The organism is Actinocorallia populi (assembly GCF_002995495.1).
GTDB lineage: Bacteria > Actinomycetota > Actinomycetes > Streptosporangiales > Streptosporangiaceae > Actinocorallia > Actinocorallia populi.
This window is the reverse complement of sequence record NZ_PVZV01000007.1, coordinates 319579-338661: the sequence shown is the minus strand read 5'-3', so window position 1 is coordinate 338661 and position 19083 is coordinate 319579. Positions and strand designations below refer to the sequence as shown.

The 19083-nt window shown below is 71.0% G+C and carries 15 protein-coding genes and 1 pseudogene; 11 read left to right on the top strand and 5 right to left on the bottom strand.

From position 1 onward, the window contains the following. Window positions 1-188: 188 nt before the first annotated feature. On the top strand, window positions 189-2729 hold the full coding sequence (locus tag C2865_RS28320) for a type 1 periplasmic-binding domain-containing protein (RefSeq protein ID WP_106401640.1): 2541 nt from the start codon (window positions 189-191) through the stop codon (window positions 2727-2729). 118 nt (window positions 2730-2847) lie between these two features. On the opposite strand, the gene C2865_RS28315 is transcribed toward C2865_RS28320, so the two are convergent. Next, complete coding sequence (locus C2865_RS28315; RefSeq protein WP_106401639.1) at window positions 2848-3999, bottom strand: CoA transferase; 1152 nt, start codon at window positions 3997-3999, stop codon at window positions 2848-2850. Between the two features lie 75 nt (window positions 4000-4074). Between C2865_RS28315 and C2865_RS28310 the strand changes: the two genes are divergently transcribed. From C2865_RS28310 to C2865_RS28270, 9 genes are all read left to right on the top strand, one after another. Continuing rightward, a complete protein-coding gene (locus C2865_RS28310) occupies window positions 4075-5565 on the top strand; it encodes an AMP-binding protein (protein WP_106401638.1) in 1491 nt (496 codons plus the stop codon). Then, on the top strand, window positions 5565-7067 hold the full coding sequence (locus C2865_RS28305) for a class I adenylate-forming enzyme family protein (protein WP_106401637.1): 1503 nt from the start codon (window positions 5565-5567) through the stop codon (window positions 7065-7067). The genes C2865_RS28310 and C2865_RS28305 overlap by 1 nt, the downstream gene beginning before the upstream one ends. A gap of 208 nt (window positions 7068-7275) precedes the next feature. Further along, window positions 7276-9756: a carboxylate--amine ligase/circularly permuted type 2 ATP-grasp protein gene (locus C2865_RS28300; protein ID WP_106401636.1), complete on the top strand. Its 2481-nt coding sequence runs from the start codon at window positions 7276-7278 to the stop codon at window positions 9754-9756. Between the two features lie 24 nt (window positions 9757-9780). After that, window positions 9781-11553: an N-acetylglutaminylglutamine amidotransferase gene (locus C2865_RS28295; RefSeq protein WP_106401635.1), complete on the top strand. Its 1773-nt coding sequence runs from the start codon at window positions 9781-9783 to the stop codon at window positions 11551-11553. A gap of 49 nt (window positions 11554-11602) precedes the next feature. Next, window positions 11603-12379 carry a class II glutamine amidotransferase domain-containing protein gene (locus C2865_RS28290; RefSeq protein WP_106401634.1) on the top strand — a complete coding sequence of 259 codons (777 nt, stop codon included), beginning with the start codon at window positions 11603-11605 and terminating at the stop codon, window positions 12377-12379. A 91-nt stretch (window positions 12380-12470) separates the two neighbouring features. Beyond that, complete coding sequence (locus C2865_RS28285; protein ID WP_106401633.1) at window positions 12471-12908, top strand: nitroreductase family deazaflavin-dependent oxidoreductase; 438 nt, start codon at window positions 12471-12473, stop codon at window positions 12906-12908. A gap of 65 nt (window positions 12909-12973) precedes the next feature. Beyond that, on the top strand, window positions 12974-13357 hold the full coding sequence (locus tag C2865_RS28280) for a hypothetical protein (RefSeq protein ID WP_198653664.1): 384 nt from the start codon (window positions 12974-12976) through the stop codon (window positions 13355-13357). Continuing rightward, a complete protein-coding gene (locus tag C2865_RS28275; RefSeq protein ID WP_106401632.1) occupies window positions 13281-13637 on the top strand; it encodes a hypothetical protein in 357 nt (118 codons plus the stop codon). The genes C2865_RS28280 and C2865_RS28275 overlap by 77 nt, the downstream gene beginning before the upstream one ends. 5 nt (window positions 13638-13642) lie before the next feature. Next, window positions 13643-14413, top strand: coding sequence for a thioesterase family protein (locus C2865_RS28270; protein WP_198653663.1), 771 nt, complete (start codon window positions 13643-13645; stop codon window positions 14411-14413). On the opposite strand, the gene C2865_RS28265 is transcribed toward C2865_RS28270, so the two are convergent. From C2865_RS28265 to C2865_RS28255, 3 genes are read right to left on the bottom strand one after another with little or no spacing between them, the layout of a single operon-like run. Beyond that, complete coding sequence (locus C2865_RS28265; protein WP_106401631.1) at window positions 14410-15291, bottom strand: amidohydrolase family protein; 882 nt, start codon at window positions 15289-15291, stop codon at window positions 14410-14412. The two genes, C2865_RS28270 and C2865_RS28265, sit on opposite strands and share 4 nt — an antisense overlap. An 11-nt stretch (window positions 15292-15302) precedes the next feature. After that, window positions 15303-15710, bottom strand: a complete 408-nt coding sequence (locus tag C2865_RS28260; RefSeq protein WP_106401630.1) for a VOC family protein — start codon at window positions 15708-15710, stop codon at window positions 15303-15305. Continuing rightward, complete coding sequence (locus C2865_RS28255; RefSeq protein WP_106401629.1) at window positions 15698-16351, bottom strand: nucleoside/nucleotide kinase family protein; 654 nt, start codon at window positions 16349-16351, stop codon at window positions 15698-15700. Before C2865_RS28255 ends, C2865_RS28260 begins: the two co-directional genes overlap by 13 nt. A 197-nt stretch (window positions 16352-16548) precedes the next feature. Here C2865_RS28255 and C2865_RS28250 point away from each other — a divergent pair. Then, window positions 16549-18166, top strand: a pseudogene (locus C2865_RS28250) (ABC-F family ATP-binding cassette domain-containing protein). Window positions 18167-18359: 193 nt separating this feature from the next. Here the strand turns inward: C2865_RS28250 and C2865_RS28245 are convergent. Continuing rightward, the gene (locus C2865_RS28245) at window positions 18360-19022 is read right to left on the bottom strand and encodes a DUF998 domain-containing protein (protein ID WP_106401628.1); all 663 of its coding nucleotides are present in this window, start codon (window positions 19020-19022) and stop codon (window positions 18360-18362) included. Between the last annotated feature and the right edge of the window lie 61 nt (window positions 19023-19083).

Genomic DNA, 19083 nt, shown 5'->3' with positions numbered 1-19083 from the left:
TTGACTGGGCCACCCAACTGGGGCGTGACAAAAGTAGCTCGAAAAACGGCTATGTGCGAGCATGTTGAAGAAATTACGAAAGATGCCCTTTGCCGCCGTTGCTCACTGAGTATGTGTTTCTGGCGAAAAGTCATGATTGGATGAGCATGAAGCTCTTTCGAGGTCGATGGTCCCCGCCCCATGAGGAAGTGAAGGACCTGCTCTTTTCGGGTGCGCCGCAGTTGCTGCGCCTTTTCGATCGGCTGACCCAGCGCAAATGGCGTGATACGGACCTCCCTTTCGTGCACCTCATACGAGAGGATCCTCAGCAGGAGCCGTTCCGCGGTCTGCTCGACCGCCTGCGTCACGCTGGAAGGAGTAAGTCTCCGTACGCAGAGGTGATCCTTGGGCCTGGCGACGTCCAGCCGACGCCGGGGATCCCGGTCGTCAAAAATGTCTTCGACCGGGCGGTGACCGACCTTGGCACTCATGGCAGGCAGAGCTACCGGTTGCGCTTTCCGCGCTATATCCTCAGCTCCTGGATCTGTGATCTCAAGCCGGCCCCTGAGGTCACTGACTGCGACCAGCTCGTCGACGAGATCGGCAGGCGGCTGCGGGATCGCCTGTTCGGCCGCAGGGCTTCCTCCGCGCAGGCCGGCCCCGGCAATACCATCCAGGACGTTGCGGCAGGACTCCCGTGGTTTCTCCTGATCATTCCTGTGGCTTGGACCTGGTGGCGGAACCTCGCAATTCGCTATTTCCTGAGTGCGCCGCGCTTCATCGCTCGGCAGCGCCCGTCGGAAATTCACGCTGGCAGTTTCGTGCAACTGGCCTTCGCGCTGTCACAAATGCCTGACGGTCCTCGCAAAGAACAGATCCTCAACGATCTGCTCGTCAGTTCGTTCCTGGAGGACCTGCGGCAGGGCTATCGCGGCTTGGCCGGTCGGTTGCGCATGGGACGTCGCCACCCCACGCTCTTCCTCGCAGGCGAAGGGGCCGGAGCCGAGGCCGCGTACAAGGCACTCGATGCGATCACGCAGATCCGGAACGGGTTTCGCTCCAGACGGCCCCATCTCCCCGTGTGGGATCCGTTGCTCATCATCACCACCCTTCCGCCCGCTGTGCAGGCGATACGAGCGCACCCGCCGACCGATGCGGGGATAGTCCATGAAGAGTGGCTGCACCGGCTGCGCAGGGACGGCAGCCGACGTACCTGGTCGCTGCCCTTCCGGCTCCCGTCCAGTGTGGAGACAGGGGTCTACCGTACCGATCTCCATCGTGTGGGTCTGCCCCCCTGCCGGCTGCCGTTGGTGATGATCACCTTCTTCGCCGTTCTCGTCTTCGGCCTGGGCGGTGTATCGACGTTCAACATCCGGCACTGCCAGGCGTTCATGTCCATGCCGCGTGCTGACGTCCACCGCGAGGCGCTCCGCGGAGACAGATACCAGTGCATCGGTTTCATCACCGATCCAGCGGACATAGACACCCGGCTCGTAGGCCCCGACGAGGGTTTTGCCAGGATCACCGAGATGAACAGGAAGGTAAAAAATGAGCCAGAATGGTATGAGGTGGTCTATTTTAGTATGCTTGAATCGGGCGATCATGACGGATATCTTTTTGCCCGTGAAGAATTGCGCGGGATTGCGATAGCGCAGCAAAAGTTGTTCCGTGAGGGTACGCCGGTCTACATCCATCTCGTGAACTCCGGTGATCTCATGGAGCATTCGGCACGCGCGGCCCAGGAGATCGTCGAGATGGCGGAGAAGAACCGGCGACTGATTGCCGCTCTCGGTTTCGGCTTGAGCAAGAGGCAAACGGCGCACGCGGTGGTCCGGCTCGGGCGGATCGGGCTGTCCACGCTCGGGACCTCCACTTCTGCCGATGCCATGTCCGACCTCCCGGGATACCGGCAGGTCGGGCCCAACAACCTCCGGATCGCACGTGCCGCCGTCGAGTATGCGGTCGGTGAGCTTGAATCCCGGTTCGTGCGTATCTACTACTCGGGCAACACGGAGGACATCTACAGCGAGAACCTCGCCATGGATGCCAGAGTGGAGTTCTCCGGCCGTGGGATCGAGGTGACGGAGATCCTGCCCTACCACGACACCACCCCGTCGGCTCACGAGTCGGCCGGTGACCTCGGTGAACAGGCGTGCGCTGCGAAGACCGGCGAATTCGTCTTCTATGCCGGGCGTTCCGAGGAATTCAGTGAATTCCTCGGCGGGATGCAACGGGCCTGCCGCAACACCTCCCCCCGGGTCCTCGCCGCCGACGACATCACTCGTTGGGTGCTCAACGGAGACTACCGCACTTATCCGGGGGTCGAGCTGGACTACATCTCCTTTGCCAGCAGCATTGCCTTCGGCAAGAACTGCACGAAGGATCCAGCTTCCTTCTACACCTCTTATGCCGAGGTGTTCCCGAAGGGAAGTGCCTGCAAAGATGCGAAAGACGGCCAGGCGGCGATCGCCTATGATGCGATGCTGGTCCTCCAGCAGGGCATCGAGGACGCCAAAGGCAAGGACACAGGTGCGGAGATACGGAGCGCTCTGTTCGAGACTCTGGGTCAGATCCGAGGAGGCAAGAAGATCACGGGTGTGACCGGAGATCTCGACTACGGCGACGATCGATTTCCTGGCGCTCCGAAAGACAAGGCAGTACTCATTCTCCATGCCGCGCCCACCGGCCCGTGTCTCGCGTTCATATCAGGCTCCTTTTTCAGGAAGGAGAAGCGGGTCATGTGCTCATGACCCGCCCGCATCGCCGTCATCGGGCTCCTGACATGAGCCGTGCCGGACCGGGACGGGGCGGCGGCTCCGAGAACAAGGTGTCGCGCGCCTGTCATCCTTCTCTGCGGGCGGTGAGGGATCAGCCGAGGGCGCCGGAGGCGCGGAGGGCGGCGATGGACGCCGGGGCGAGGTCGAGGTCGGCGAGGACGGACTCGGTGTCGGCGCCGAGGAGGGGGGCGGTGCGGACGCCGCGGTCTTCGGCGCCGGTGTCGATGGGGGAGGCAGGGACGCGGAGCCTGCCGAGGCCCGGCTGGTCCACCTCGTGCAGGAGGGGGTGGTCGTGCTGGAGGACTTCGCGGAAGGTGCGGTAGGGGGACCACAGGACGGAGGTCGCCGTCAGGGCTTCGGTGGCCTCGGCCGTGGTGCGGGTGGCGAACCAGGGTTCGAAGAGGGCGGCGAGGGACTCGCGGTGGCGGTAGCGGTCGCCTTCTGAGGTGAAGTCGGCGCGGGTGAGGCGTTGCAGGTCGGCGACCTCGTCCGCGGTGCCGGTGAGGGCCACCAGGTCGGTGAAGTGGCGGCTGGTCAGGGTGACCAGCATGAGGCGGCCGTCTTTGGTCGGGAAGTCGCGGGCGAAGCCGCCGTAGAGGTGGTTGCCGATGCGGGGGCGGTCGGTGCCGTTCAGTTCGGCTTCGCCGAGGAAGCCGAGGTTGCCCGCGGTGGCCAGGGCCACGTCGGAGAGGGGGATGCGGATGCGGCTGCCCTCGCCGGTGCGGGAGCGGTGGCGTTCGGCGGCGAGGATGGCGATGGCGGCGTACAGGCCGCAGGCGATGTCCCAGGCGGGCAGGACGTGGTTGACCGGCTCGGTGGCTCCGGCGGGGCCGGTCACGAAGGGGAAGCCCGTCTCGGCGTTCACGGTGTAGTCGACGGCGGGGCGGCCGTCGGCGTGGCCGGTGATCTGCACGTGGACGAGGCCGGGGATCTCGGCGGCCAGGTCGTCGTAGCGGGGGCGGGGGGCGTTGGTCAGGACGATGCCGGCGCGGCGGGCCAGGCGGGTGAGCAGGTCGCGGCCCTCGGGGGTGCGCTGGTCGACGGTCACCGAGCGTTTGCCCTTGTTCAGGCCGGCCCAGTAGATGGACGCGCCGTCGCCGGTCAGCGGCCAGCGGCCGGTGTCGGCGGCGCCGCCGGGCGGGTCGACGCGGACGACCTCGGCGCCGAGCTGCGCCAGGGTCATGCCTCCGAGGGGTGCGGCGACGAAGCTGGAGACCTCCAGGACCCGCAGTCCACTGAGCATGGTCGTTCCTCCCGATCCAGAACAATCCGTATATGTTATATGAATCCTGTGCGCCTGCCCCGGGGAGCCGAGCCCATGAGCATCACCGAACACGCCTCCCGCACTCCCGACAAACCCGCCGTCATCGTCCCAGGACTGCCCCCGCTGACCTACCGCGGGCTGGAGGAGGACTCCTGGCGCCTCGCACGCTTCCTGCGCTCCCATGGCCTCGAACCCGGGGACGCGGTGGCGATCCTCATGGAGAACCGGCCCGAGTACGTGCTGGCCCAGTGGGCGGTCCGCCGCGCGGGCCTGGACTACGTGGTCCTCAACCCGCGGCTCGCCGTCCGCGACCTCGCCCACATCGTCGAGGACTCCCGCGCCGGCGCGCTGGTCACCTCGGCCGCCTGCGCCGACCTCGCGGCCCGGATGCCGGTGTCCGGACCCCGGTTGAGCGTGGACGGAGCCGAGGGCGGCGCCCCGCTGGCGGAGGTGCTGCGCGACCACTGCGCCGACCCGCTCGAGGACGTGCCGCTCGGCCACGACCTGATGTACTCCTCGGGCACCACCGGCCGCCCCAAGGGGATCCAGACGGCGCTCGGCGGCGAGATCGGCGCGATCATGCAGAGGATGTACGGGCTGACGGCCGCCGACGTCTACCTGTCCCCGGCGCCGATGAGCCACACCGCGCCCGCCCGCACCGTGGCGGGGCTGGTCACGCTCGGCATGACGGTGGTGATGATGCCCTCGTTCGAGCCGCGCGCCTTCCTCGAGCTGGTGGAGAGCCACCGGGTCACCGTCACCCAGATGGTCCCCACGATGTTCGTCCGGCTGCTGCGGCTCCCCGAGGCCGAGCGCGCCCGGCACGACCTGTCGTCGTTGCGGACCGTGCTGCACAACGCGGCGCCCTGCCCCGTCGCGGTCAAGGAGCAGATGATCGGCTGGTGGGGCCCGATCCTGCACGAGTCCTACGCCGCGACCGAGGGCAACGGCTTCACCCACGTCACCTCCCGGGACTGGCTCGCCCGTCCGGGCACCGTGGGGCGGGCCGCGGCGGGACGCATCCGCATCCTCGGCGAGGACGGCGCGGAACTGCCGCCCGGCGAGGTGGGCCTGGTCCACTTCGAGGGCGGCGGGAGCTTCTCCTACCGGGGCGACCCGGCGAAGACCGAGGCCGCCCGCAGCCCCCAGGGCTGGACGACCACCGGCGACCTGGGCCGCCTGGACGCGGAGGGCTACCTCTACCTCGCCGGAAGGGCCGACGACATGATCATCAGCGGCGGCGTCAACGTCCACCCGCAGGAGGCCGAGGACCTCCTCATCTCCCATCCGGCCGTGCAGGACGCGGCGGTCTTCGGCATCCCCGACGACGACATAGGCGAACGGCTCAAGGCCGTCGTGCAGCTGGCGGATCCGGCCGCGGCGAGTGCGGTGCGGGCCGCGGAGCTGCTCGCCCACTGCCGGGAGCACCTGGCGCCGATCAAGTGCCCCGCCGTGCTCGACTTCAGCTCCGAGCTGCCCCGCGACCCCAACGGCAAGCTGCTCAAACGGCTGCTGCGCGTCCCGGCCCGGGAAGGGCGGGCGTGATGACGACCTTCTGGAGCCTGGTGGAACGCAGGGCCGCGCTCACCCCGTCCGCCGAGATGCTCGTGGACGAGCGGGACCGGCGGATGACCTTCGCGGGGTTCCGGGACCGGGCCGAGGCGCTGGCCGCCCGGCTCGCCGGGCACGGCGCCGCGGCGGGCGTCCCCGTCACCTGGCAGGGGCCGACCGTGATCGAGTCGCTGGTGCTGACCGCCGCGCTGGCCCGCCTGGGGGCCGTCCAGAACCCGGTGATGGCCGTCTACGGTGCGGCCGACCTGCGGTTCGTGCTGCGGCAGACCGGGGCGCGACTCCTGGTCGTCGTCCCGCAGCCGCAGGGCCGCGACCTGGCGGCAGGGGTGCGGGAGGCGGCGGAGGGCCGGGAGGTCCTCGTGCTGGACGGGGAGCTCCCCGAGACGGGGACGTGCCCGCTTCCCGCGCCGGAAGGGGACGACGAGGCGCGCTGGGTCTTCTACACCTCCGGCACGACCTCCGACCCCAAGGGGGCACGGCACACGGACCGGTCCGTTCTGGCCTCCGCGCGGGGCATGTGCGAGCGGCTGGCCTGCACGGAGGCGGACCGGGTGGGCATGGCCTTCCCCGTGGCGCACATCGGCGGCTGCGGCACCTGGCTGGGCGGGAGCCTGATCCACGGTTGCACCCTGGTCCTGGACGCCGCCTTCCATCCGGAGCGCACGATCGGGCGGCACCGGAGCGAGGGCGTCACGCTCGCCGGCTCGGGCACGGTCTTCATCCAGGCCTACCTCCAGGCCCAGCGCCGCACTCCGGGGGAGCGGCTCTTCCCGCGGGTGCGCGCCATGACGGCGGGGGCCGCTCCCAAACCGCCCACGCTGCACGCCGAGGTCAAGGACGAGCTGGGCGGCGCCGGAGTGCTGTCCGGGTACGGCATGACCGAGGCGCCGATCCTGACCATGGGCGCGGCCGGGGATCCCGACGAGGCGCTGGCGCTCACCGAGGGCCGCCCGACGGCCGGGGTGGAGCTGCGGATCGCCGCGGCCGACGGCACCGTCCTGGGCCCCGGCGAGGAGGGCGAGATCCGCGCGAAGGGCCCCCAGGTGATGCGGGGGTACGTCGACTCCGCCCTGGACGCCGAGGCCTTCGACGCCGACGGCTACCTGCGCACCGGCGACCTGGGCCGCCTGGACGAGGCGGGGCGCCTCACCGTCACCGGACGGCTCAAGGACGTGATCATCCGCAAGGGCGAGACGATCAGCGCCCGCAGGCTGGAGGAGGAGCTGCAGCGGCACCCCGGCGTCGCGGAGGCCGCCGTGATCGGCCTGCCCGATCCCGAGCGGGGGGAGATGGCCTGCGCGGTGGTCGTCCCGGCCGGTGATCCTCCGTCGCAGGCGGACCTCGCGTCCTTTCTGGCGGAGCGGGGACTGCCGCCTCACCAACGGCCGGAGCGGGTGGAATTCCTGCCGCGGCTTCCCCGCAACTCCATGGGGAAAATCCTGAAGTCGGAACTGCGCGGGCGCTATAACGGTTGAGTGTGTAACCGAAAACAAGTCCATTACCCACTCATCCCTTGATCATGCCGACATCGGGTAATCTGTGAGGAAGTACGCTCCTGAGCTGCGGAGACGGGGCGGTGTGCGGGGTGCTCCGGCGCCGATCGGATTGTGATCTCCGTGACTGTCATGAATAAAGACGGTCAATAGGGGCATAGTAGACGGAAATGTCTACTGGCTGAGGATCATGTTGGAGAAACTGGAATCCGTGGCGGTCGGGGTCGAAGAGGAATTTCACACAGTCGACCTCGCCACCCGCAAATTGGTGCCGCGAGCCGACCGGCTCCTGCAGAACCTTCCGGACAGCAGGTTCTCCAGCGAGCTGCAACGCTCGGTGGTGGAGACCAACAGCAGGCCGTTCGTCCGCCTGGCCGACGTGCTGGAGGACCTCGCCGCGCTGCGCCGGGCCGTGGCCACCGAGGCCGAGGCCTTCGGCCTGGGCGTCGTGGCCGCAGGGACGGTGCCGGTGGTGGACCTCGACGCGCTGAAGGTGACGCCCGACCCGCGCTACGAGAACATGCTGGAGGAGTACCAGTTGCTCGCCCGCGAGCAGCTCATCTGCGGCGCCCAGGTGCACGTGGAGGTGGAGGACCGCGACCTGGCCGTGCAGATCGGGCACCGCGTGTCGCCGTGGATGCCGATGCTGCTGGCCCTCTCGGCCAGCTCCCCGTTCTGGCTCGGCTCGGACTCCGGGTACGCCAGCTACCGCACGCTGCTGTGGAACCGCTGGCCCACGACCGGACCCGCGCCCGCCGTCTCCTCGGCGGCCGAGTACGACGGGATGGTCGCCGACCTGATCAGGACCGGCGTGATCACCGACCCCGGGATGATCTACTACGACGTGCGGGCCTCCGACCACGTGCCCACCGTGGAGCTGCGCATCCCCGACGCCTGTCCCCGGGTGGAGGACGTGGCGCTGCTGGCCGGGTTGTTCCGCGCCCTGGTCGCCACCGAGCTCGAGGCGATCGAGCAGGGCCGCCCGCCGGTGCCGACCGCCCGGCCCGAGCTGGTGCGCGCCTTCACCTGGCGGGCCGCGCGGGCCGGTCTGGAGGGCGAGCTCGTCGACCCGCTGGAGGGCAGGGCCAAGCCCGCCCGCCAGATCGTCCGGGAGACGGTGAACCAGCTGCGCCCGGCGCTGGAGGCCGCAGGCGACTGGGACCTGGTCTGCGACCTGATGGACAACGTGCTGCGCCGGGGCACCTCGGCCTCGCGCCAGCGCACCGCCTACGCCACCGGCGGTCTTGAGGCCGTCGTCGACCTGCTGGTCGCCGAGACCAAGGCCAACACCGAGTGGTGGCCCGAGGCCCGCTGCGCCGAGATCGTCTCCATGATGGGCGGCTCCTACGACACCTCCGCCGACGAGGCGGTCGTCTTCGACGGCACCGCGCGCGGCCCCTACGGGCTCGTGCTCACCGCGCTCGACCGGCTCGGCGCCCAGGGGCTCGCCGAGCGGAACCGGCAGAAGGAGCAGGTCCAGCACGACCTCGGCATGTACTTCGAGGAGGGGCGGCTCTTCCCCGTCGACCTCATCCCGCGCATCGTGGGGAGCGAGGACTGGGAGCTGCTCCAGGCGGGGCTCAGCCAGCGGACGCGGGCGCTGGAGCACTTCCTGCACGACGCCTACGGCCCCGGCCGCGTCATCGAGGACGGGGTCGTGCCCAAGGAGCTGGTCACGGGCGCCCCCGGCTACCGCGAGGAGGGCCTGCTCGTGCCCCCGGACACGATCCGGTGCGCCATCTCCGGGACCGACCTGGTCCGGGACGGCGCGGGCCACTGGTTCGTGCTCGAGGACAACCTGCGTGTCCCGTCCGGGCTCGGCTACGCGATGGCCAACCGGTGGTTGTCGGCACGGGTCGTGCCCGAACTGGTCCGCGCGGTGGCCACGCCCGCGCCGCGGCGCGCCATGGCCGTGCTGCGCGGCGCGCTCACCCAGGCGTCGCCGGAGCTGGCGCTGATCACGTCCGGGCCGGCCGACCCGGCCTACTACGAGCACCGGCTGCTGGCCAGGGAACTGGACGTGCCGCTGGTGGAGCCCGGCGACCTGGAGATCCGCGACGGGGAGCTGTTCGCCGTCGAGGGGCGTCGCATCCGCGTGCTCTACCGCCGGATCGACGAGGAGGACCTCTGGGAGGCGATGCCGGGACTGCGCGACCTGGTGGCCTCCGGCTCGGTCCTGCTGGCCAACGCGCCCGGCAACGGCCTGGGCGACGACAAGGCGATCTACGCCCACGTGCCGCGGCTGATCTCCTACTACCTGGGGGAGACCCCGATCCTCGACAACGTGCCGACCTACCTGTGCCGCGAGCCCGCCGACCTGGAGCAGGTGCTGGACCGGCTGGAGGAACTGGTCGTCAAACCCGTCGACGGGTACGGGGGCCAGGGCGTGGTGATCGGCCCCGACGCCTCCGCAAAGGAGCTGGCGGCCGTCCGCGCCGAGATCATCGCCTGCCCCGACCGCTGGATAGGCCAGGAGACCGTGGCCGTCTCCACCCACCCGACCTTCACCGGCGGACGGCTGGAGCCGCGCGTGGTGGACCTGCGGACCTTCGTCTGCCTGGGCGCCGAACCCGACGTGGTGCCGCTGGCCCTGTCCAGGGTCGCCGCCCACGGCAGCCGGATCGTCAACTCCTCGCGCGGCGGCGGCTCCAAGGACACCTGGCTCCTGTGAACACGAGCGAAAGGATTCTTCTTCATGTGTGGCTTCTGCGGTGAGTTCCGGTTCGACGGGGCTCCCGCCGATGTGACGGCCGTGACCAGGATGAACGCCACCCTGGCGGCCCGCGGGCCGGACGGTCAGGGCGTCTGGTCGTCGGGCGCCCTGGCCCTCGGTCACCGGCGGTTGCGGATCATCGACCTCTCCGACCGGGGGGCCCAGCCGATGACCGACCCGGAGCTGGGGCTGACGGCCGTCTTCAACGGCTGCATCTACAACTACCAGGAGCTCAGGCGCGAGCTGGAGGCCGCCGGGCACCGGTTCTTCTCCACCTCCGACACCGAGGTGATCCTCAAGGGCTACCACCACTGGGGCCGCGACTGCGTGAGCCGCTTCAACGGCATGTTCGCCTTCGCCGTGCACGAACGCGACACCGGCACCCTGGTGCTGGCCCGCGACCGGCTCGGGATCAAGCCGCTCTACCTCAGCGCCGGGCCGGGGCGGCTGCGGTTCGCCTCGACGCTGCCGGCCCTGCTGGCCGGGGGGGAGGTGGACACCTCCCTGGACCTGGTGGCGCTGCACCACTACATGACCTTCCACTCGGTGGTCCCGGCGCCGCGCACCATCCTCAAGGGCGTCTCCAAGCTGCCCCCGGCGACCGTCCGGACCGTCCTGCGCGACGGGAGCTTCGAGGACCACGTCTACTGGGACCCGTCCTTCACCCGGGGGGAGGGGCCCGCGGACCCGCGGGAGTGGCCCGAGGCGATCCTGGAGAGCCTGCGGGCGGCCGTGGACGTGCGGATGGTCGCGGACGTGCCGGTGGGCGTGCTGCTCTCCGGCGGTCTGGACTCCAGCCTGATCGTCGGGCTGCTGGCCGAGGCCGGGCAGCCGGGACTGGAGACCTTCAGCATCGGCTTCCACTCCGCCGGAGGGGAGTCGGGCGACGAGTACGAGTACTCCGACCTGGTGGCGCGGCACTTCGGAACGAAGCACCACAAGATCCATATCGGTGACGACCGGTTGCTGCCCGCCCTGCACGGGGCGGTCGGCGCGATGAGCGAACCGATGGTCAGCCACGACTGCGTGGCCTTCTACCTCCTGTCGCAGGAGGTGTCGCGACACGTCAAGGTCGTGCAGTCCGGGCAGGGCGCCGACGAGGTGCTCGGCGGCTACAGCTGGTACCCGCCGCTGGCCGGAGTCCCGCGCGAGGGGGCAGCGGCCGCCTACGCGAAGGCCTTCTTCGACCGGCCGCACGCCGATCTCGTCGGCCAGCTCAGCCCCGCCTACCTGGACCGCGACCACAGCATGGAGTTCGTCGAGGCGCACTTCGGGCGGCCCGGGGCCGAGAAGGCCCTGGACGCGGCGCTGCGCCTGGACACCACGGTCATGCTGGTCGACGACCCGGTGAAGCGGGTGGACAACATGACCATGGCGTTCGGCCTGGAGGCGCGCACCCCGTTCCTGGACTACCGCCTGGTCGAGCTGGCGGCCGCCTGCCCGCCCGAGCTCAAGATCGCGCAGGGGGGCAAGGGGGTGCTCAAGGACGCGGCGCGGGGCGTGGTGCCCGACGCCGTGATCGACCGCACCAAGGGCTACTTCCCCGTCCCGGCCATCCGGCACCTGTCCGGGCCCTACCTCGACCTCGTCCAGGAGGCGCTGACCGACCCGGCGGCCAAGGCGCGCGGGCTCTTCCGGCCCGAGTACACCGAGCGGCTGCTGGCCGACCCCTCGGGCGAGCGCACCACGCTGGGCGCGAGCGCGCTGTGGCAACTCGCACTCTTGGAGTTCTGGCTGCAGAAACACGGTGTTTAGCTCCTATCCTGAACGAGGAACAGCAGGCAGCAGACCGTAGGGAGGCTCTATGTGCCGTCACTTCGCCTGGCTCGGCAACGATCGTTCGGTCAAGGAGCTCGTCCTGGACCAGCCCTACGGTCTGCCCAGGCAGGCGGCCCGGCCGCGCTGGCAGCACATCGACCTGATCAATCAGGACGGCTTCGGCGTCGGCTGGTTCCCCGCCCCCGGCACCGCCACCACCTACCGCCGGACCGGCCCGATCGAGGCCGATCCCGACTTCCCGGCGCTGGCCGCCTCGATCGTCGCCGACTGCGTGATCGGCGCGGCGCGCGGCGCCAGCCCCGGCATGCCCATCGAGGTGGAGGCGACCGCGCCGTTCACCAACGGCTCGGCGCTGATGTCCCTGAACGGCCACCTCAACGTCGGCGTCACCGCCTCCCTGCTGGAACCGGGCCGCCGGCCCGAGTCCACCTGCGACGCCGCCTTCCTGGCGGCCCTGCTGTGGCAGCGCCTGGAGGCCGGGCAGCAGCTCACGGCGGCCGTGCCCGAGCTGGTGTGCGACGTGGCGGCCCTCGACCCGAACGCGTGCCTGAACGTCCTGGCCACCGACGGCCTGACCGCGATCGCCACGACCTGGGGCGAGACGCTGTGCTACCGCAGGGACGACGAGGGCGCCCTGCTGGCCAGCGAGCCGCTCGACGACGAGGACGACTGGGTCAAGGTCCCCGACCGGCACGTGGTCGTCGCCGACCCGCTGGGCGTCACCGTGATGCCCCTGCAGATCGTCCTCCCGCACCAGGAGACCGGCTCGGAGGAGCCCTCCACGGTGCCCGACCCGATCTGACCTCCCGGGCCGTCCGGCCCGGCGGGCACCCCCGCCCCCGGCGCCCCCGCGGGTCCGTGAGATCTTGGTCTGGACACGGAGAGGAGTCGAGATGCCACTCAAAGGAGAGTACGAGCCGAGCCCCTTCGCCCCCGTCGCCGAGCAGGTGGAGCTCTACGAGCGCACCGGCGGCGAGGAGGGCGGCACGATGCAGGGCAGGCCCGTCGTCATTCTGACCACCAAGGGCGCGAAGTCCGGCAAGATCCGCAAGACGCCGCTGATGCGGGTCACCGACGGCACCCGCTACGCCGTCGTCGCCTCGCTGGGCGGCGCGCCCAAGCACCCCGTCTGGTACCACAACATCGTCGCCGAACCGCACGTCGTCCTCCAGGACGGCCCCGTCGTCCGCGACTACGTCGCCCGCCGCGTCGAAGGCGACGAACTCGACCGCTGGTGGGCCCGCGCCGTGGAGGCATACCCCGACTACGCCGAGTACCAGAAGAAGACCGACCGCGACATCCCGGTCTTCGTCCTGGACCCTTCGCCCTGACCGCCGCCCGTCCCCGCCCGAGGCGGGGACGGCGGCCCCCCGCCGGACGACCGGAAGGAGCGGCCGTGGCCGACACCTACCCGTTCGCGTTCGCCCCGCGTCACCGGCTGCTGCTGAGGGCGCTCGGCGTCCGTCCGGACAACAGCCGGGTCGTGGTGGGGGACGGGTTCTTCTCGGCCCGCTTCGGCCGCTGGGAGCTGACCACGCCCCTGTCCAACCTCGCCTCGGCCGACGTCTCCGGTCCCTACAAAGCGGTCAAGGCGATCGGAGTGCGGCTTTCCCTCAGAGATTCGGGGCTGACCTTCGGCAGCGCGCTGAGAGGCGTGTGCGTCGAATTCCGGAAACCCGTCCGGGCCTTCGGGCCGCGTGCGCATGAGGCCCTCACCGTCACCGTCGCCGACCCCGAGGGTCTCGCCGAGCACCTCGCCTCCGTCATCACGCGCGGCTGAAGGCCCGTCCGCGGCCAGGCGTCGAGGGCGTCCTCGCCGGTGGCCCGCTGGAAATGAGGCGCACGCCTCAGCCGTTTCGGCCCGGCGCCGAGAACTCGGCATCGGCGTCGATCGTCTGAACACATGCGGAGACGCCATCGCCCTCGGCCACCCCCTCGGAGGCGGCGGCGCCCGCACCGTGACCGCCTCCAGCGCGTGCCGGAGGGCAGGGACACCCGGTCCGGCCCCCAGACGAGGCCGGACCGGCAGGGCCAACACGACGACCTTCGAACGGCTGTGAAGAAGATGATGACGACTCCGGTCCGGGCGCTGACGCCTGGAGCGTTCCTCGATGCGCCCGCGGGCGGTCTGATCGAGGCGGACAGGGGGCTCTGGGGTTCCGACGGGCTGCACGGCGGGCTCTCACTCGCTCTCATGGCGGGCGCGATGAGCGCCCATCTGCCCGGACGGGCCCTGGAGAGCGCGACGATCCGGTTCCACCGGCCCATCACCGAGGCGTTCCGGCTGGAGACCGAGCTGGACGGCTTCGGCCGCACCCTCCCGACGGCGACGGCCCGCGCCTTCACCGGCCTCGGGCCCTGCGCCGACGCGACCGCCGTCTTCGCCTCCGCGCACACGGGAGGCCACCGCGTCGTCACCCGGCCCGCGCCGGCCGTGCCGGGGCCCGAACGGTGCGAGCGCCTCGTCGTTCCGCCGGAGACCATGCCGGTCGCCTCCCACCTGGACATCCGGCCGGCCGGTCCCGCCCTGCCGCGTTCCGGCGGCACTGCGCCGGTGCGGACGGCCTGGATCCGACTCACCGAGGACGACACCCCGCCGGACTTCCGCCGGCTCGTGTTCCTCCTGGACGTGCCGGCCCCGTCCCGCCCCACCGTCCAGCTCACCGCCCACCCGGGCCTGGGCCTGTCGCGGGCGTCGTCCCCCTGGGTGCTGGTGCGGGCGGCGACCCGCCCGGCGGCCGGGGACGGCTGGACCGACGAGCGCGTCGACGCCTGGGGCCCGGACGGGCTCCACCTCGGCTCCGCCCGCCGGCTCCGCGTCGTCCGTGGCGCTTAGAGGCCGAAGAGCGCGGCCGCGTTGTCGTGGCAGACGGCGCGCAGCCACTCCTCGCCCAGTTCGAGGCGCTCCAGGCTCTCCAGGGCATGGAGGTAGGGGTAGGGGATGTTGGGGAAGTCGCTGCCGAAGAGGACGCGGTCCCGGAGGTCGAGCAGCAGCGGCAGGGCGTCGCGGGGGAACGGGGCCTCCTCCTCGATGAAGTCGGTGAAGACCATCGTGGTGTCGAGGCGGACCTCCGGGTGGCGCAGGGCCGTGCGCAGGAAGTCGGAGTACTCCGGCGCCCCGCAGTGCGCGATGATCACGCGCAGGCGGGGGAAGCGCTCCAGTACCTCGCCGATGGGACCGGGGCCGGTGAACGGCCCCGCGAGGCCGGGTCCGGAGCCGCAGTGCACCACGACCGGCACGGCGGCGTCCCGGAGCGTGCCCCACACGTCGTCGAGCAGGGGGTCGCGCGGGTCGTAGGCGCCGACCTGCAGATGCGACTTGAAGACGCGCGCGCCGGCTTCGACGGCCTTCTCGACATAGCGGGCGGCGTCCGGTTCGGGGAAGAACGTGGCGGTGTGCAGGCAGTCCGGGGTGCGGGCGGCGAACTCGGCGCACCAGGCGTTCAGGTTCGCCGCCATGTCCGGCTTGTGGGGGTAGATCATGGAGGTGAAGGCCCGCACCCCGTAGGCCCTGATCCGTGCGAGCCGCTCGTCCTCCTCGTGCCGGTAGGTGATGGGCCATGTCCTGCCGATGGCCGGACCGGCCATGTCGAAGTAGGCCCACACCTTGTCCAGCAGCCGCTTCGGCATGAAATGCGTGTGCACGTCGATGAGTCCGGGCAGCCCCAGCCGCCGCCAGAACTCCACGACAGGTGCGGTGTCGGAGAGCGTCATGGACCCGGAGCCTACGCCTCGGGGCCTGCCAGGACGCGGGTGTCCCGGCGGAGGGGGTGGTCGGCGGGGATCTCCACCAGGACGATGCGCACGCCGTCCGGATCGGCGATCCACATCTCGATCAGGCCCCAGAACTCGACCTTCGGCTCCCGCAGGACGGTGACGCCCGCGGCGGAGAGGCGTTCGTGCTCGGCGTGGACGTCGCGGACCTGGATCCACAGCTCCAGCGACCCCCCGGGCGGCTCGGGGGAGTGCCCGGAGACCTCCAGGAAGCCGGAGCCGAGGAAGAACACGACGCCGGGGGAGTCCGGCGGCCCGAACTGGCGGTAGACGGCCAGGCCCAGCACGTCGCGGTAGAAGGCCTGGCTGCGTTCGAGGTCCGCGGGCCGCAGCATGACCCGGCTGCTCAGTACGTCCATGGGTCCGATCCTTCCCTCTCGGTGATCAGGGCCGGGTGGCGGGGGTCGTCCGTCTTGACCACGACGTCCGCCGCCCGTCGGGGCCGGACCTCCCGCTCGTACCTGGCGTAGGCGGGCAGCGTCCAGGCCTCGTCCCCGTCCGTGCGCCGGGCCAGCGCGGCGGGGGAGAGCGCGAGGTGCACGGTCAGCTCGAAGGGGAGCCGCCGGCCCAGCAGCAGCGCCCCGTCCACCAGGACGACGCCTCCCGGCGGGACGTCCACGTACTTCGCCCTGGTGGCCCTGTCCCGCACCCGGTCCCACAGGCTCGGCAGCACCTTCCCCGTCCCGCCGGGCTCCAGCGGCGCGAGCACCTCCCGCAGCAGCCCGTTCGCGTCCAGCCAGTCGTCGTAGAAGGCATCCGGGTCATCCCGCCCGAATTCATAACGAAGCGATGCGGGCCGCAGGAAATCCCACGCCGACACCCGCAGCGCCTCCCGCCCCCGCGTCCGCAGCGGCTCCACCAGCGCGTCCGCCAGCCGCCCCGGTTCCGCCGCCGGAGCCCCGTCGATCGCGACGCGCAGCCGGCGTTCCCGCGGAGCGCGCACGAGCCGGTCGCAGAGTTCCTCGACCAGCCGCTCGAACGAGATCGGCCGCGCGCGCATCCCGTCAGCCCGGGAACCCGGCCGGAGCCCGGCGCCTGCGGTCCGCCCCGGCCCGGGACACGTCGGCGCGGGCGTGGCGGCAGGGATCGAAGCGGGCCTGCGCGGCGGCGGTGCACATGTTCCGATCCTTTCACGGTGCCCGTGGCCGCCTCGTCGGGCGGTGGGCCGGTGCTCGTGAGCGGCTCTAAACTTCAGCGATGGGACATGTAGAGGCAGCGCACGTGGAGTACTTCCTGCCGGACGGGCGGGTGCTGCTCAACGACGTCTCGTTCCGGGTCGGGGAGGGCGCGACGGTCGCCCTGGCGGGGGCGAACGGGGCGGGGAAGACGACGCTGCTGCGGTTGATCGCGGGAGAGCTGAAGCCGCACGGCGGGAAGGTGAACGTCACCGGCGGGCTCGGGGTGATGCCGCAGTTCGTCGGATCGGTCAGGGACGAGCGGACGGTGCGCGACCTGCTGGTCTCCGTCGCGCAGCCGAGGATCAGGGAGGCCGCCCTGGCGCTGGACGAGGCCGAGACGGCGATGATGGAGCGGGACGACGAGGCCGCCCAGATGGACTACGCGCAGGCGCTCAGCGACTGGGCGGAGGCCGGCGGGTACGAGGCCGAGACGTTGTGGGACATGTGCACCCTGGCGGCGATGGGGACGCCGTACGAGAAGGCCCAGTGGCGCGCGGTGCGGACGCTGTCCGGCGGCGAGCAGAAACGCCTGGTGCTGGAGGCGCTGCTCCGCGGCCCCGACGAGACGTTGCTGCTCGACGAACCGGACAACTACCTGGACGTTCCCGGCAAGCAGTGGCTCGAGCAGCGGTTGAAGGAGACCCGCAAGACCGTCCTGTTCATCTCGCACGACCGGGAACTGCTCGCCCGCACCGCGGAGAAGATCGTCAGCGTCGAGCCGGGCCCCGCCGGCAGCGACGTGTGGGTGCACGGCGGCGGTTTCGGCACCTACCACGAGGCGCGCGCAGAGGTTCGAGCGGTTCGAGGAACTGCGGCGGCGGTGGGACGAGCAGCACGCGAAGCTGAAGAAGCTCGTGCTCGACATGCAGCAGTACGCCAAGCGCAGCGACGAGATGGCGTCGCGGTACCAGGCGGCGAAGACCAGGCTGCGCCGGTTCGAGGAGGCGGGCCCTCCGCCGGAGCCGCCGCGCAAGCAGGAGATCACCATGCGGCTGCGCGGCGGCCGGACCGGGGTGCGGGCGGTGACCTGCGCGGGGCTCGAGCTTTCGGGGCTGATGAAGCCTTTCGACCTGGAGGTCTTCTACGGGGAGCGGGTGGCCGTCCTGGGCTCCAACGGCTCGGGGAAGTCGCACTTCCTGCGGCTCCTGGCGGGAGAGGACGTCGCGCACACGGGTGCGTGGAAGCTGGGCGCCCGCGTCGTCCCGGGCCATTTCGCGCAGACGCACGCCCGCACGGAACTCCTGGGACGCACTCTCACGGAGATCCTGTGGACCGACCACGCCAAGAGCCTGGGCCCCGCGATGAGCGCGCTGCGCCGTTACGAGCTGGACAAGCAGGGCGACCAGCGTTTCGAGACCCTCTCCGGAGGCCAGCAGGCCCGCTTCCAGATCCTGCTGCTGGAGCTGGGCGGGGCCACCGCCCTTCTGCTGGACGAGCCGACCGACAACCTCGACCTGGAGTCGGCCGAAGCCCTGCAGGAAGGTCTCGAAGCCTACGACGGCACGGTCCTGGCGGTGACGCACGACCGCTGGTTCGCCCGGTCCTTCGACCGTTACCTGGTCTTCGGCTCCGATGGTGTCGTCCGCGAGACGTCCGAGCCGGTCTGGGACGAACGCCGGGTGGTCCGCGACCGCTGACCGACCTTGGACCGGGGTACGGACGCCCGTCGATTCCGCGGCGACGTCTGGGGCCGGCTCCAGGCGCACGGCCGGGTCGGCAGCCGGGCGTCCTCGGCGGATCTTCAGGGCCGTTGCGGAGAAGTATCCGGCCGTCGGGGAATGAGCGTAGGCCCGGCCGTCGTCGGACGGCCGGGCCCGGGTGGGCGGCGGTTCAGAGAGCCGTGCCGCGGAGGCGGGCGGCGACTGCGGAGATCCAGAGCATGCCGGTGATGACACCGACGGCGAGGACGAGGGAAGCGGCGGGGGAGTTGCTCATCGCCCACAGGTTGCCCAGGGCGACGGCGGTGCCCGCGAGGCGGGAGAGGACGGCGCGGGCGCGGTCGCCGGCGCGGGCGTAGCGGCGGGCGAGGACGAAGCAGGCGGCGGCCAGGGCGATGAAGGCGATGGAGCCGGAGGCGAGGTGGAGGAGGGCGTGCCAGCTCACGGTGGTCGGCGCTCCCGCGGGGGTGCCGACGGGGAAGCCGTCCGCGGGGTCCATGACGAAGACGCCGGCCGCGATCATGCCCAGGCCGTAGACGGCGACCAGCCGGGGCGCCCAGGTGCCGCCGGGGGTGCCGTGCAGGGCGCGGCGCAGGCCTATCGCGCCGACGGCCGTGAGGACGCCGCAGAACAGGAAGTTGGCGATCTGGAGCCAGCCCAGGGAGCCGGTGCTCAGCACGCTCAGCGGGTGCCGCGTCAGGTCGTAGCCGTCGCGGGTGAGGGCCTGGGCGAGGGAGACCGCCGCCCACAGGGGGGAGGCCGCCGCGAGGAGCGTGAGCGCCGTCCGGGTGCGGGCCGGTGCGGAGGCGGTGTGCTGGAGGGTGATGGTCGTCATGGTGTCTCTCCCGGATCGTTCGGCTGTTCTCATCCGGGACGTCGTACCGAGGATGTGACAG

Bases quoted from the DNA above. Each gene is read 5' to 3' on its own strand.
- C2865_RS28270 (WP_198653663.1), top strand. From the start codon at position 13,643: ATGATGACGACTCCGGTCCGGGCGCTGACGCCTGGAGCGTTCCTCGAT.
- C2865_RS28285 (WP_106401633.1), top strand. From the start codon at position 12,471: ATGCCACTCAAAGGAGAGTACGAGCCGAGCCCCTTCGCCCCCGTCGCC.
- C2865_RS28255 (WP_106401629.1), bottom strand. From the start codon at position 16,351: ATGCGCGCGCGGCCGATCTCGTTCGAGCGGCTGGTCGAGGAACTCTGC.
- C2865_RS28305 (WP_106401637.1), top strand. From the start codon at position 5,565: ATGACGACCTTCTGGAGCCTGGTGGAACGCAGGGCCGCGCTCACCCCG.
- C2865_RS28265 (WP_106401631.1), bottom strand. From the start codon at position 15,291: ATGACGCTCTCCGACACCGCACCTGTCGTGGAGTTCTGGCGGCGGCTG.
- C2865_RS28300 (WP_106401636.1), top strand. From the start codon at position 7,276: ATGTTGGAGAAACTGGAATCCGTGGCGGTCGGGGTCGAAGAGGAATTT.
- C2865_RS28310 (WP_106401638.1), top strand. From the start codon at position 4,075: ATGAGCATCACCGAACACGCCTCCCGCACTCCCGACAAACCCGCCGTC.
- C2865_RS28260 (WP_106401630.1), bottom strand. From the start codon at position 15,710: ATGGACGTACTGAGCAGCCGGGTCATGCTGCGGCCCGCGGACCTCGAA.
- C2865_RS28315 (WP_106401639.1), bottom strand. From the start codon at position 3,999: ATGCTCAGTGGACTGCGGGTCCTGGAGGTCTCCAGCTTCGTCGCCGCA.
- C2865_RS28245 (WP_106401628.1), bottom strand. From the start codon at position 19,022: ATGACGACCATCACCCTCCAGCACACCGCCTCCGCACCGGCCCGCACC.
- C2865_RS28275 (WP_106401632.1), top strand. From the start codon at position 13,281: ATGAGGCCCTCACCGTCACCGTCGCCGACCCCGAGGGTCTCGCCGAGC.
- C2865_RS28295 (WP_106401635.1), top strand. From the start codon at position 9,781: ATGTGTGGCTTCTGCGGTGAGTTCCGGTTCGACGGGGCTCCCGCCGAT.
- C2865_RS28290 (WP_106401634.1), top strand. From the start codon at position 11,603: ATGTGCCGTCACTTCGCCTGGCTCGGCAACGATCGTTCGGTCAAGGAG.